14 protein-coding genes are annotated in these 12891 nt (G+C 42.7%); 7 read left to right on the top strand and 7 right to left on the bottom strand.

Annotated elements, in window-relative coordinates; genetic code table 11:
* Positions 1 to 2: 2 nt before the first annotated feature.
* Genes bioB through AAFF35_RS14770 form a run of 4 tightly spaced genes read right to left on the bottom strand, consistent with a single transcriptional unit; the run spans position 3 to position 4127 of the window.
* Complete coding sequence (gene bioB / locus AAFF35_RS14785) at positions 3 to 1010, bottom strand: biotin synthase BioB (RefSeq protein ID WP_342333291.1); 1008 nt, start codon at positions 1008 to 1010, stop codon at positions 3 to 5.
* Between the two features lie 15 nt (positions 1011 to 1025).
* Positions 1026 to 2375 (bottom strand): magnesium transporter, encoded by a 1350-nt coding sequence (mgtE, locus tag AAFF35_RS14780; protein WP_342333290.1) that lies wholly within the window; start codon positions 2373 to 2375, stop codon positions 1026 to 1028.
* A gap of 27 nt (positions 2376 to 2402) precedes the next feature.
* Positions 2403 to 3521 (bottom strand): magnesium/cobalt transporter CorA, encoded by a 1119-nt coding sequence (corA, locus tag AAFF35_RS14775; RefSeq protein ID WP_342333289.1) that lies wholly within the window; start codon positions 3519 to 3521, stop codon positions 2403 to 2405.
* A gap of 3 nt (positions 3522 to 3524) precedes the next feature.
* On the bottom strand, positions 3525 to 4127 hold the full coding sequence (locus tag AAFF35_RS14770) for a WbqC family protein (RefSeq protein WP_342333288.1): 603 nt from the start codon (positions 4125 to 4127) through the stop codon (positions 3525 to 3527).
* Positions 4128 to 4228: 101 nt separating this feature from the next.
* Here AAFF35_RS14770 and AAFF35_RS14765 point away from each other — a divergent pair, with 101 nt between their 5' ends.
* A complete protein-coding gene (locus AAFF35_RS14765) occupies positions 4229 to 5044 on the top strand; it encodes a lysophospholipid acyltransferase family protein (RefSeq protein WP_342333287.1) in 816 nt (271 codons plus the stop codon).
* Entirely contained in the window at positions 5044 to 6063 is a 1020-nt protein-coding gene (locus AAFF35_RS14760; RefSeq protein WP_342333286.1) for a glycosyltransferase family 2 protein, read from the top strand. The genes AAFF35_RS14765 and AAFF35_RS14760 overlap by 1 nt, the downstream gene beginning before the upstream one ends.
* Before the next feature lie 84 nt (positions 6064 to 6147).
* On the opposite strand, the gene AAFF35_RS14755 is transcribed toward AAFF35_RS14760, so the two are convergent.
* Positions 6148 to 7110 (bottom strand): M20/M25/M40 family metallo-hydrolase, encoded by a 963-nt coding sequence (locus AAFF35_RS14755; RefSeq protein WP_342333285.1) that lies wholly within the window; start codon positions 7108 to 7110, stop codon positions 6148 to 6150.
* Positions 7111 to 7117: 7 nt separating this feature from the next.
* Positions 7118 to 7537 (bottom strand): type II 3-dehydroquinate dehydratase, encoded by a 420-nt coding sequence (aroQ, locus tag AAFF35_RS14750; protein WP_124586581.1) that lies wholly within the window; start codon positions 7535 to 7537, stop codon positions 7118 to 7120.
* A 44-nt stretch (positions 7538 to 7581) separates the two neighbouring features.
* On the opposite strand from aroQ, the gene xerD reads away from it, so the two are divergent.
* Complete coding sequence (gene xerD, locus AAFF35_RS14745) at positions 7582 to 8481, top strand: site-specific tyrosine recombinase XerD (protein ID WP_342333284.1); 900 nt, start codon at positions 7582 to 7584, stop codon at positions 8479 to 8481.
* A gap of 8 nt (positions 8482 to 8489) precedes the next feature.
* On the opposite strand, the gene prmC is transcribed toward xerD, so the two are convergent.
* Entirely contained in the window at positions 8490 to 9329 is an 840-nt protein-coding gene (gene prmC, locus AAFF35_RS14740; protein ID WP_342333283.1) for a peptide chain release factor N(5)-glutamine methyltransferase, read from the bottom strand.
* A gap of 48 nt (positions 9330 to 9377) precedes the next feature.
* Here prmC and ribD point away from each other — a divergent pair, with 48 nt between their 5' ends.
* The 4 genes from ribD to AAFF35_RS14720 all read left to right on the top strand — a co-directional run bounded on the left by ribD (position 9378) and on the right by AAFF35_RS14720 (position 12834).
* Entirely contained in the window at positions 9378 to 10430 is a 1053-nt protein-coding gene (gene ribD / locus AAFF35_RS14735) for a bifunctional diaminohydroxyphosphoribosylaminopyrimidine deaminase/5-amino-6-(5-phosphoribosylamino)uracil reductase RibD (protein WP_342333282.1), read from the top strand.
* 2 nt (positions 10431 to 10432) lie between these two features.
* Positions 10433 to 11299 carry a DMT family transporter gene (locus tag AAFF35_RS14730; RefSeq protein WP_342333281.1) on the top strand — a complete coding sequence of 289 codons (867 nt, stop codon included), beginning with the start codon at positions 10433 to 10435 and terminating at the stop codon, positions 11297 to 11299.
* Positions 11289 to 11903 (top strand): YigZ family protein, encoded by a 615-nt coding sequence (locus AAFF35_RS14725; RefSeq protein WP_342333280.1) that lies wholly within the window; start codon positions 11289 to 11291, stop codon positions 11901 to 11903. The genes AAFF35_RS14730 and AAFF35_RS14725 overlap by 11 nt, the downstream gene beginning before the upstream one ends.
* Positions 11904 to 11964: 61 nt before the next feature.
* On the top strand, positions 11965 to 12834 hold the full coding sequence (locus AAFF35_RS14720; RefSeq protein ID WP_342333279.1) for a nucleoside phosphorylase: 870 nt from the start codon (positions 11965 to 11967) through the stop codon (positions 12832 to 12834).
* Positions 12835 to 12891: the final 57 nt, after the last annotated feature.

The raw sequence follows: 12891 nt of genomic DNA, 5'->3' as shown, positions 1-12891 counted from the left end.
TTTTATGCTGTAGTTTCTACAGGTTTCTGGAGCGTATTTGCAGGTCTGCCATTTTTGAAGGCTTCCCTCGTTTTCAGCCCTAGTATTTCAAACATCTTCATGTCGTCGGCAAAGTGCGGGTTTGGTGTCGTCAGTAATTTATCTCCGGCAAAGATAGAATTTGCACCAGCCATGAAACAGAATGCCTGTTCTACAGTGCTCATTTCATTTCTTCCTGCCGATAAACGCACCACCGATTTAGGCATGATGATTCTCGCCGTAGCAATCATCCTGACCATATCCCAGATTGGAATTCTTGGCTGATTTTCCAGCGGCGTTCCAGCTACGGGAACCAGGGCATTAATAGGCACAGACTCCGGATGCTTAGGCAGGTTCGCCAAGGTACGCAACATCGAAACACGGTCTTCATCAGTTTCGCCAAGGCCTACAATTCCGCCGCTACAAACGGTCAGTTTTGCTTTGCGGACATTGTGTAAAGTATTTAACCTGTCGTCATAAGTTCTGGTAGAAATGATCCTTTTATAGTCATCTTCAGAAGTATCCAGGTTGTGGTTATACGCGTATAATCCGGCATCGGCAAGGCGTTGCGCCTGTCCTTCAGTCAGCATACCCAAAGTGCAGCAAACTTCCATATCCAGTTCATTTACAGCCTTCACCATGTCAATTACACGGTCAAAATCTCTGTTGTCGCGTACTTCGCGCCATGCAGCGCCCATACACAAACGTGAAGCGCCTCCGGCTTTCGCCCTTTCTGCAGCTTCCACTACCTGATCTACTTTCATTAAAGCCTGAACTTCCAGGCCGGTATTGTATCTTGCAGCCTGAGGACAATATGCGCAGTCTTCCGCACATCCGCCAGTTTTTATAGATATCAATGAGCTGATCTGAACTTCAGAATAATCCTGATTTTCACGATGTATGGTGGCAGCTTCGTAAACCAGGTCCAGAAAAGGTTTGTGATATATTTCTGATATCTCCTCTTTGGTCCAGTTGTGTTTTGTTGGTTGCATATAGATTGTAAAAAATTAAAGTAATAGTTTGCTTGCTAATCCCAGCAAGAGCAAAAATCCGAAAACATCTGTAAATGTTGTAATAATTATTGAAGAAGCAATGGCCGGATCTATTCCTACCCTTTTTAATACTAAGGGAATTCCTGCTCCGGTAACCCCGGCAATCAGTAAATTACCCGTCATAGCGAGGAAAATAACCACACCTAGCAAGGGATTGCTGTCAAAAAATATGGCGAAAAGAAATACAATTAGTCCCGTAACTGCTCCGTTGATCAATCCTACGGTGAACTCTTTTAGTACCGTCCGGTAAGCCTGGCTATCGGTCAGGTCGTATAAGGAAATCCTTCTTACCGTAACGGCGAGTGCCTGTGTCGCGGCATTTCCACCCATTCCCGCAATGATGGTCATGTAAGCAGAAAGGACCGCGATTTTCTCAATGGTAGAGCCAAAATGACGAACCACGGCAGAAGCCAGAAATGCAGTGCCCAGATTAATGATCAGCCAGGGCAAACGGGATTTTACCGCTTCCACCCAGTTACCACTCAGTTCCTCATCTTCAGAAACCCCGGATATTTTCAGGATATCCTCCGTATTTTCATCCTCCATAACGTCGATCACGTCATCAAAGGTTACCCTTCCGAGCAATTTCATGTCGTTATCAACTACGGGAATACTCGTGATGTTGTATTGAGAAATCAGCCTTGCCACTTCCTCCTGATCAGTATCAGGGTGTACCCATGCCACTTCTGCTTTTACCAGCTCTGTGATGTGCACGTTCCCTTTTGCCTTGATAATGTCCTTTAAGGAAACGATTCCCTGAAACACATTGTCGTCGTCAATTACAAATATGGTATAGAATTCTTCGATCTCTTCACTCTGGCGAATGATCTCGTCGATCGCATCTTTTTTAGTTAAATTCAGATTTACCCGGATGAACTCGGTGTTCATCAAACCACCCGCTGTCTTTTCGTCGTAGCTTAACAGGTTCCGGATACTGGAAGCATCATCCTCACTTAAATCTTCTAAGATTTCTTTTTGCTCGTGTTCTTCCAGCTGGGAAATGATGTCTGTAGCATCATCATAATCCAGCTCTTCAACAATCTCTGTCCGTTTATCAGGATGAAGTTGTAAGAGCAATTCCTCCGGATGGGATTCTTCATGCATCTCCGAGATGACCTCGGAAGCAATCTCCACCGGCAACAGGTTGATGATTCTTTGCCGGTCCTCATTTGTAATACTTTCGAACAGGATCGCTATTTCTGAGGCATGGTATTCCTCAAGAATAACTTTAAGTTGTTCATCATCACTATTTAAGGCGTTCTTGATTTTAGATACGTCTGTTTTGTCCAGGTCGAAAGATTGCATGCGTAGCCAAAGTTACAATAATCACACTTATTTAAACCATCCTTTACGCCAGAAATATATGATTTGTAAAACCGCAATTGCAGCCATTACGATCATCGTATACAAATAGCCATGCTCCTGATAGAGCTCCGGCATATTCTTTGGCAGTAATTTATGGGTTACCGGATCTTCAATTGCAAAGTTCATTCCATAAATCCCTGCGATAAACGTGAGCGGAATAAATATGGAAGAAATAATGGTCAGCACCTTCATGATTTCGTTCATCCTGTTGCTGATGATCGAAAGATACATGTCTATATTACTGGCAGAAATCTCTTTTAAAGATTCGACAATGTCGATGATCTGGATACAGTGGTCGTAGGCATCGCGGATATACATTTTCGTGTGGTCCGGAATGAGATGGGTATCACTCCGAAGGATGTCATTCAGTTTGTCGCGCTCCGGCCAGGCTACCCTCCTGATGTTGATCAGGTTTCTTTTGATCAGCTGTGTATCAAACATCACCGTCTTATCCGGTTTATCAAATAAGCGGTCTTCAATATTGTCCAGCTGATCTCCCCAGGCTCCCAGAATTTCAAAATAAGTATCGATGATCATGTCCATCAGCACATACATGAGGTAACTGCTTCCACTGGTCCGGATATTGCCCTTTCCGATCTTCAAACGGGAACGCACCGGCTCCAGGCAATCTTCATAATGCTCCTGGAAGGTAAAAAGTGCATTATCGGTCAGTAGAAAGGAATATTGCTGGTTATCCAGGTTCTGATGTTCATCCAGCTGGAGCATTCTGCTTACGGCAAAAACATAGTTGTCGTACTCTTCCTGCTTTGGCCGTTGATAGGTTCTGGTGATGTCTTCCAGAATTAATTTATTGACTCCAAAGTCTTTACTCAACGTCTCGAACAAGGTCAGGGACTTAAATCCTTTAATCTCTACCCAAAAAGTGTAATTTTTGTCGGTAAGGATTTGTTTAAGATTGCTGATGTCATTTAGCTCCTGAACTTTATAACTTTCCCCATTATATTGGTAAAGATTGATGATTGGCTTTACCGCCTTCTCATCAATATATATCATTCCCGGACTGGATCCGGCATGTGGTAAGGCATAATGCTGACGTTTTTTCTTGTGCTTTGGAGGTTTGGCCATACTTTATATATAGTTTTTAGCTTGAGGGCCCTGGTTAAACAACAAGTCTACGATGCTTAAGTTTGGCTTAAACCCTGCTCTGTCGTCAAAGACCTGGAAGTAAGGCTTGAACTCCCCTTCCGGCTTTTTGAACAAGGTTCTGCCACGGAAATCAAGCTCCGCAGGGATTTCATGGTATTCTGTGGTCATTTCAAAACTCGCCGTAGTCTTTAACTGTTTGAACAGCCATTGAAGCACTTCGAGGTTATAATCGAAAAGGAAGTCGAATTTCTGATGGTAAAATTTGGCAAACTCGTCTTCATAGTATTCAAAATAGGCAGAATTGCGGTAACAACTCTCCAGACTTTTCCAGTGAAGCCGTTGCCAGTTGAAATCGTTACTGATCTTTACATCTTTAATTTTGGTGTGCACCTTCTCTCCCCTTATCACCGGGACAATCAGGTCCAGGCTCCCATTCGGGGAATAAATTGTTGCCCTGTTCCTGAAAGTCTGTTTCGGGAAATGCTCCTCTTTTTCCAGCAGGAACTCATTTCCGGAATGCTTTAGTTCCTTAAAATAGCTGACTGGTGGAAGATAAAAAAGGGGGAATATAGCTAAACTTTGCATCTGATAATTTATGTTTGCATTCTTAATCCGCCAAAATAATGATAAAAAAAAGCTTTTCTCATATAGGAGTAGTTTTTTTAAGCATTTTATCTCTTCTACCCATGCAGCTGTTATATCTGATATCGGCCATGTGCTACTATATCCTATATTATGTGGTGGGTTACAGAAAAAACGTAGTGCGGGAAAACCTCGTCAATTCCTTTCCTGAAAAGTCACTAAAAGAGATCATTGTGATTGAAAAAGAGTTTTTCATGTACCTTTCTGACTTGACTTTTGAAATCGTCAAAATGGCCTCTATCTCTGAAAAAGAGCTCAAAAAGCGGGTTAAATTCACTAATCTTCATCTTATTGAGGCCTATTTTAAAAAAGGCGAAAGTGTTTTGGCCTGCACGGGGCATTATGGCAATTGGGAATGGGGAATGATGTCTTTAGGATTAAACCTCTCTGAAAAGGCCTATGTGATTTATAAGCCATTGAATAACGGCATTTTTGACGATTGGTTCCTTAAAATACGTAGTAAATTTGGCAATACCGGAGTTCCGATGCGACAGACCTTAAGGATGTTAACGAGTGTCAAAAATGAACCAAGTATGTTCTGTTTCGCCAGTGATCAAAGCCCGGTTCGTGGGGAGTCACATTATTGGATTGATTTTTTAAATCAGGACACAGCCGCGTTGTTAGGGCTGGAAAAGATTGCGGTGCAAACCAACAGACCCATCTTTTATTTTAAGTTGAAGTATATTAAAAGAGGATATTATGAAGTGGATTGTGTACCCATCTGTCCGAAACCGGAAGAAACAGAAAAGCACGAGATTACCGATACCCATTTCGAATTTTTAGAAGATATTATTAAAGAGGAACCGTCATATTGGTTATGGAGCCATAGGCGATGGAAAAACAAACGAGAATACGTATAATGACAGACGCAAGTGTAGCAGTAGTGATTTTGAATTGGAATGGCAAGCTTCTGCTGGAGAAATTTTTACCCGGAGTAATTCTATCGGAATATCCGAACTTACAAATTGTAGTGGGCGACAATGCTTCTACAGATGATTCGGTCGCCTTTGTAAAGGCCAGTTACCCGGGAATTCGCGTCATTGAGAACGATAAAAACTATGGTTTTGCCGAAGGATACCGCAAATTGCTGGAACAGGTTGAAGCTGATTATTATGTGTTGTTAAATTCTGATGTTGAGGTACCTGCAAATTGGATTTTACCGGTGATCGAACTGATGGAAAAGGACGATAAAATTGCAGCTGCTCAACCCAAGATAAAATGGCAAAAGGACAAATCTAAATTTGAATATGCCGGAGCAGCAGGTGGTTATCTGGACCTGCATTGTTTTCCATTTTGTCGCGGGCGGCTATTTGATACTGTCGAAGATGACCATGGGCAATATAACGATGTAAAAGAGATCTTTTGGGCAAGCGGAGCTGCCTTATTTATCAAAAGCAAATGCTGGAAAGAGGCAGGTGGATTGGATCCTGACTTCTTTGCGCATATGGAAGAAATCGACCTCTGCTGGCGACTAAAGAATCTGGGCTATAAAGTCATGTATTGCCCGGATGCCGAAGTTTACCATGTAGGCGGAGGAACCTTGAATGCAAACAATCCCTATAAAACATACCTGAACTTCAGGAACAACCTGATCATCATGCAGAAGAACCTTCCTTTAAAGGATGCTTGTTTCAGGATCTTCATCCGGTTTTTCATCGACTTTGTGGCTTTAATACATTTCCTGGTGCAGGGAAAAGTAGATTTTGCCATGGCAGTAAGTAAAGCTCATTTCCATTTTTTCAAGTACTTCTCTGCAAATGCGAAGAAAAGAACAAACCGACAGGTTAATTATCAGGAGCATACCGGACATTATTCTTCCAGTATTGTCTATGCTTATTTCATTAAGAAAATCAGATTTTTTAGCGGATTGGGAATTTAAATCAGGCTGGTCCTGTTTTAGGTCTGGTCCTGTTTGTTATTGGGTAAACAGCACCAGACCTTTTCATTCTTCATTTGAAGAACTTTAGTTTTTCTTTTCCGGAACGAATAAGATCGCTCCGCTCCTGTTCGCTACGGTCACCAGTGCCTTATAAATATAATCGCATACCAGTTTTTCTCCGGCAATATTGATCAGTTTTCTATCGTCTTCAGGGGTATGGTATTGTGGATGTCCACCAGTATGAAAACCTACAACAGAAATGTTTTTCTTGTAAAAAGAAACATGGTCTGAACCTCCTACATCATACGCATTGACGATTGGGTTGATGCCGATTTCCGGCCCAAGGCGCTTCATCAGCTCCATTCCTCCATCAAAAGTAGCTGCACCACCCATGTACAAGTGTTTTTCGCTGTTCATCCTGCCTACCATGTCCATATTGATCATCAGTTTAATCTGCGACAAGGGCACCAATGGATGTTCTGTGAAATACTTTGAACCCAGTAAACCTTGTTCTTCTGCACCAAATGCGATGATCAGGATGCTGCGCTTCAGGGTTCCTTTATTGGCCGCCAGTTTCTCTGCGATCTCTAAAAGCGCAGAGGTTCCGCTTGCATTGTCGTCCGCACCATAATGGATGGCGGTGGTATCCGGCTTTTTGGAAGAAGCGCCTCCCATTCCAAGGTGGTCATAATGCGCACCTATGACTATAAATTCAGATTTTAATGCTGGGTCACTCCCTTCGATATAGCCGATCACATTTTGAGTTTTGGCATATGGGGTGTCTGTCACTCCTTTTTTAACCCTTATTTTCGCCGTAAATTCCTGCAGATAACTGCCCTGATATGGCGCGATACCTGATTTCTTAAATTGCTTTGTCAGGTAATCGACCACCTTCCTGTTTTCTGTGGTTCCGGGGAAACGTCCCTTCATCTTTGGCGATGCCAGGAACCAGAGGTGTTCTTTAAGTTCTTTTTCCGTAATGTCAGCCTGCGCAAAAGCGGATGCACTTATGGCGGAGCATAAGGCAAATAAAATAATTTTTCTCATGATCTCTTTAGCTTTTTAACAGACTTTCTATGGCTAAACGATAGCCATCCAGACCAAACCCGGTTAGTACACCTTTGCAGTTTTTTCCGGTCAGCGATACATGTCTGTATTCTTCTCTGGCATAGATATTAGATACATGAACCTCTATTACAGGGGTGTTGATCGCTGCAATGGCATCGGCAAGTGCCACAGAAGTATGGGTATACCCTCCGGCATTGATCACAATTCCATCATATGTAAAACCTACTTCATGTAATTTATTGATCAGCTCTCCTTCTACATTGCTCTGAAAATAATCAATTTCCAGAATGCTGTACATCGCTCTTAATTGTTCGATATACTCGTCAAAACCTAAACTTCCGTAGATTCCCGGCTCACGAATGCCTAAAAGGTTTAAATTTGGGCCGTTAATAATTTGTATCTTCATTAGCTCAAACTTAAAGTTAAAAAGTTACAGTAGAAAATTTTTGTGTGATTAATAACCCTTACTTCCCTTCTTTTAAAGCGTATTTGAAACTGGAACGATCCCTTTCTTCAAATTCCATTGAGGCCTATATGAATGATGTTCAAAAGTTGTTTCAATACTTTGAATCTGTCAACAAAACACCTCATGTCAAGGAGATTACTGCGGCCGATCTAAAGCTGTTCATCTCCTGGATTAATGAGCTGGGAATGTTGCCTTCAACGCAGGCAAGAGTGGTTTCAGGGATCAAATCTTTCTTTGACTTTCTTATGCTCGAACAGCTCATTGCAGAAGATCCGGCGGCATTGCTGGAGACCCCCAGGCTGAGCAGAAAGCTTCCGGATGTCCTGAACATCGAAGAGATCAACGGCCTGATTGCCGCCATAGATGCAGCAAAACCTGAAGGAATGAGAAATAAGGCGATTCTGGAAGTGCTTTACAGTTGTGGTTTGAGGGTAACAGAATTGATTAGCCTGAGGATTTCAAATGTTTTTCCGGATGCAGAGTTTATCAAAGTGATTGGAAAGGGAAATAAAGAAAGGATTGTACCCATCGGACAGTCGGCATTAAAATACATCAAAATCTATCTGGAAGAAAGCAGGGTTCATGTCCCGGTTCAAAAAGGATATGAAGATTTCATTTTCTTAAACCGTCGTGGAAGCGGGTTGTCCCGGATTTCAGTTTTCACACTGATCAAAGACCTCGCTTTAAAATCCGGATTGAAGAAAAGCATTAGTCCACATACTTTCAGACATTCCTTTGCGACGCATTTGATTGAAGGTGGTGCAGATTTGCGGGCCGTACAGGAAATGCTCGGACATTCCAGCATTACCACCACAGAGATTTATACCCATCTTGACCGTGATTACCTGAAAGGCATCATCACAGAGTTTCACTCCAGAACTTAAGTGCTTGTTTAGTTTAGCCTGGCACAGATCATCCTGTCTTTTCCCTGCATGTCTTTTCGCAATTCAATGAAAACAAAAGACTTATCTTTTAACATTTGAATGGTCTCTTTAGATAAGTACTCATTAATTTCGAAGAACAAAGCGCCATTTTCCTTTAAGTTGCGCAGGGCGAAATCAGCCACTGCTTCATAGAACAACAAGGGTCTTTCATCGGTAACGAACAGGGCCAGATGCGGTTCATGAGCAAGAACGTTCTGATGCATTTCTGCACGTTCCTTTTCGGTGATGTAAGGCGGATTGCTGACAATGATATCGAATTTGCTTTCGCTTTGAAAGGTTAAAATGTCGGCCTGAATAAAGCTGACCTCCGTTTGATTGATCAAGGCATTTTCTGAGGCGATCCGGAGTGCTTCCTCAGAAATATCAACGGCAGTTACACTGGCATCTTTCAGGTGTTTCTTTAAGCTGATGGCGATACAACCCGTCCCTGTACCAAAGTCTATCACTGCAGGTGCTTGTGCTTTCTCCTCCAGAATCCAGTCAACCAGCTCCTCTGTTTCCGGTCTTGGAATCAGTACCGCTTCATTTACCTTAAAGACTGCACCGTAGAAAAAAGCCTCCCCCAGAAGATATTGAATTGGCTTCTGAGCCTTTAATCCATTTAAAATACGGAGGAATGAGTGGAGTGTTTCCTGTTCCGGTTCTTTTTCCCAGTTTAACATCAGTTGGCTTCTCCTGAGTTGTAACAAGTGTTCTACGCTGATGGAAAAAATAGACTTAACTTCCTCTTCCTCATAAACATCCTTCAATTCTTCCTTAAAATGATATAATAACTGGCTTAAATTCATGCCTTGCAAAAGTAAGTAAATCGAACAATATACCTTACTTTTGCTTCAATGACCGACGAATTATATATGCAAAGATGCCTGGAGCTGGCTAGCCTGGGAATGGGAAATGTAAGCCCAAACCCAATGGTAGGTTGTGTCATCGTAAGCGAAGGGAAAATTATAGGTGAAGGATATCACCAGAAAATTGGGGAGGCACATGCCGAGGTAAATGCGGTAAAAGCAGTATTTGAAAGGTATGAAGCCGAAAAAGCGGCAATGTTGCTAAAAAATGCGACTGCTTATGTCTCTTTAGAGCCCTGTGCTCATTTTGGCAAGACCCCTCCTTGTGCCGACCTGCTGATCAGACATCAGCTTAAGCGCGTCGTTATTGGAAACCGGGATCCTTTTGAAGCGGTAGACGGCAAAGGGATCGAGAAACTAACAAATGCAGGAATTGAAGTCAGCTCCGGTGTGCTGGAAAAGGAATGTTCCTGGTTAAACCGTCGCTTTTTCACCAGAATTCTTCAGAAAAGACCCTATATCATTCTGAAATGGGCCAGAACTGCCAATGGCTTTTTTGCGCCTATCGGAGATGAACAGCGCTGGATCAGTGATCCGCTTTCCAAGCGGTTGGTCCACAAGTGGAGAACGGAAGAAGATGCAGTGCTTGTTGGAAAAAGAACGGCGTTGGTAGACAATCCTCAGCTCAATGCCCGCGAATGGCCAGGCAGAAATCCTGTCCGCCTGCTGATAGACCGAAATCTCGAAATCCCAACTGAACATCATCTTTATGATGATGCTGCTAAAACTATTATATTCAACGAAATAAAAACAGACGTTGTAGGTAATATTCACTTCATTCAAATGGAAGACATGCAGTATTATCTGCCTCAAAAGATCGCTTTTCAATTGTACCTGATGGACATTCAATCTGTCATTATCGATGGCGGGGCGAACCTTCTTGATCAGTTTATTACGGCGGGATTATGGGATGAAGCGAGGGTATTTACCGCTTCCCTTTCCTGGGCAGACGGTATATTATCCCCTCAAATCAATGGAATGATTACAGAAACACAGCAAATTGGAAAAGACCAGTTGAGCATTTATCAAAATAAGCGTTAAACATGATTTATTTAATCATCAGCATCTGTTGCAGCGTAACTGTTGCCGTCCTGTTAAAACTGGCCCGCAGGTATAAAATAAATATTCTTCAGGCCGTGACCTGGAACTACCTCTTTGCCATCGGAATGAGCTGTTTCTTTTTTAAACCTTCTTTAAAAGAGTTAGCTGGTGCTTCCTTCTCTCCTGTTTACCTGGGACTCGGCATTTTATTGCCTGTAGTTTTCTGGTTTCTTGCCGCTTCGGTCAGAAATATTGGCATTGTAAAAACGGATATTGCACAACGTCTATCCTTGTCTATTTCAATTCTTGCTGCTTATTTCCTGTTTGGAGATCATTTCAATACTTTAAAGATCCTGGGTTTAATCCTCGGATTTCTGGCCATTATCCTCACCTTGTACCGTAAAACCAAATCCTCTGCCAACGCTGGGAGCTGGATCTATCCATTATTGGTATTTGTGGGTTTTGGCGCTATAGATATCCTCTTTAAACAGGTTTCTCAATTGAAACAAATCCCTTATACCAGCTCATTGATCCTGATATTCGGCCTTTCTTTTATCATTTCCCTGATCGCCATTCTCTATCTTTCTGTCGTCAAAAAGCAGAAATTGCAATTGGTGAACTTTCTTTGTGGCTGTATCCTTGGTATTTTCAATTTTGGAAACATCCTCTTTTACCTGAAAGCACATCAGGCTATGGCCAAGAGTCCATCCACTGTGTTTGCCGCAATGAATATTGGGGTGATCATTTTAGGAAGCCTGATCGGCATTCTCATTTTTAAAGAGAAGTTGAATAAATTCAATTATGCAGGGCTGGCACTTGCCTTGGTGGCCATCATTTTAATACGACTATCCCAGATATATGCTTTTTGACGATACCTACAAAACCATCACCAGTCCTTCCGAAGGCCTCTTTAAAGACCGTGGAAGTAAATTTCTCGGCTTTGCTTACCCGATACGTTCAGAAGACGAAGTAAAAGCACTTCTTGCCCATCTTCGCTCGGAACATGGAAAAGCAAGACATTTTTGCTGGGCTTTACGCCTCAGTCCGGACCGCGGTGTTTTTAGAATTCAGGACGATGGAGAGCCTTCCGGAACTGCAGGAAGACCCATTTTAAACGCTTTGCTCTCTGCTGACGTCACCAATATCCTTGTGGTTGTGGTCCGTTATTTTGGCGGAACTTTGCTCGGTGTTCCGGGTTTAATCAATGCCTATAAAACGGCCGCTGTGGAAGCCATCCAGGCTGCTGAAATAGTCGAGCGCACCGTGAATGACATTTATGAGGTTACTTTTGATTATCTGATGATGAACGATGTGATGCGTCTTTTCAAAGAGGAGCAATTGAATATCCTGTCCCAGGATTTTGACAATTCTTGTACGATCCGGTTTGAGGTGCGGAAAGCCAGCCTGAATGTCGTTTTAGGTAGGCTGGAAAAGATCGAAGGCTTGAAAATCGCCTACCTTTTTACTTCCTGATCAATAAAATCTAGGTAAACTCATCGTCGTTTCATAGGTTTGTGAGATCAATCTCCAAATTATGGGAAATAAATTATCTGAAGCAGATTTAATCATCAATCAGGACGGGACCATTTACCACCTGAACTTATTACCAGAAGACCTTGCCCATACGGTGATTACCGTAGGTGATCCGGACCGGGTTTCTGAAATATCTAAACATTTTGACCGCATAGAACTCAAAAAGGGAAAACGGGAATTTCTGACACATACCGGTTATCTTGGTCAGAAGCGGATTACGGTGATCTCTACAGGCATCGGAACAGACAATATCGACATTGTCTTTAATGAGCTCGATGCCCTCGTAAATGTTGATTTTGGAACCAGGGAAGTGAAAAAAGACCTGGTATCTCTGGACATTATTCGCGTGGGGACTTCCGGAGCCATACAATCAGACCTGCCAATGGGTACCATCCTTGCCTCTTCTTTCGGACTGGGGCTGGATGCTTTAATGAAATATTACATCCATGAATTGTCTGTCGATGAGCGTCCGATTCTGGAGGCTTTCCATTCCCATTCCTCACATATCAAAGGAATTCATCCATATCTGACTGCTGCAGACCCTGGTTTGTTAAGCCGGATCGGAGGAGAAATGGTACAGGGAATCACCGTGACCGCCCCGGGATTTTACGCACCTCAGGGCAGACAGGTCCGTGCAAAGAATGCGATTCCTAATTTCATCGAATTGCTGAATACTTTCCAGCATGGCAAATACAGGATCACCAACCTGGAAATGGAAACCGCTGGCATCTACGCACTTGCAAAAGCCCTCGGACATAAGGCGCTTTCGGTGAATGCCATCCTTGCGAGCAGGGTGAATTTTGAATTTAGTAAAACACCGGATCAGGTGGTCGATAAAGCCATCCGTATGGTCCTTGATAAATTGAGCTAAACCATGGTTCAGGTAACGATTTGTGTCTGAGTGATTTTCATAATTTTCAAACAAAAC

Source organism: Pedobacter sp. FW305-3-2-15-E-R2A2, from assembly GCF_038446955.1.
Taxonomy (GTDB): Bacteria; Bacteroidota; Bacteroidia; order Sphingobacteriales; family Sphingobacteriaceae; genus Pedobacter.
The sequence above is the reverse complement of the archived record's forward strand: the minus strand, read 5'-3'. Positions and strand labels throughout refer to the sequence as shown.

What these genes read in the sequence shown, in the direction of transcription:
- AAFF35_RS14725 (WP_342333280.1), top strand. Translation starts at nt 11,289, where the DNA reads ATGCTTTTTGACGATACCTACAAAACCATCACCAGTCCTTCCGAAGGC.
- AAFF35_RS14760 (WP_342333286.1), top strand. Translation starts at nt 5,044, where the DNA reads ATGACAGACGCAAGTGTAGCAGTAGTGATTTTGAATTGGAATGGCAAG.
- AAFF35_RS14755 (WP_342333285.1), bottom strand. Translation starts at nt 7,110, where the DNA reads ATGAGAAAAATTATTTTATTTGCCTTATGCTCCGCCATAAGTGCATCC.
- ribD (WP_342333282.1), top strand. Translation starts at nt 9,378, where the DNA reads ATGACCGACGAATTATATATGCAAAGATGCCTGGAGCTGGCTAGCCTG.
- aroQ (WP_124586581.1), bottom strand. Translation starts at nt 7,537, where the DNA reads ATGAAGATACAAATTATTAACGGCCCAAATTTAAACCTTTTAGGCATT.
- corA (WP_342333289.1), bottom strand. Translation starts at nt 3,521, where the DNA reads ATGGCCAAACCTCCAAAGCACAAGAAAAAACGTCAGCATTATGCCTTA.
- AAFF35_RS14730 (WP_342333281.1), top strand. Translation starts at nt 10,433, where the DNA reads ATGATTTATTTAATCATCAGCATCTGTTGCAGCGTAACTGTTGCCGTC.
- bioB (WP_342333291.1), bottom strand. Translation starts at nt 1,010, where the DNA reads ATGCAACCAACAAAACACAACTGGACCAAAGAGGAGATATCAGAAATA.
- prmC (WP_342333283.1), bottom strand. Translation starts at nt 9,329, where the DNA reads ATGAATTTAAGCCAGTTATTATATCATTTTAAGGAAGAATTGAAGGAT.
- AAFF35_RS14770 (WP_342333288.1), bottom strand. Translation starts at nt 4,127, where the DNA reads ATGCAAAGTTTAGCTATATTCCCCCTTTTTTATCTTCCACCAGTCAGC.
- AAFF35_RS14720 (WP_342333279.1), top strand. Translation starts at nt 11,965, where the DNA reads ATGGGAAATAAATTATCTGAAGCAGATTTAATCATCAATCAGGACGGG.
- mgtE (WP_342333290.1), bottom strand. Translation starts at nt 2,375, where the DNA reads ATGCAATCTTTCGACCTGGACAAAACAGACGTATCTAAAATCAAGAAC.
- AAFF35_RS14765 (WP_342333287.1), top strand. Translation starts at nt 4,229, where the DNA reads ATGCAGCTGTTATATCTGATATCGGCCATGTGCTACTATATCCTATAT.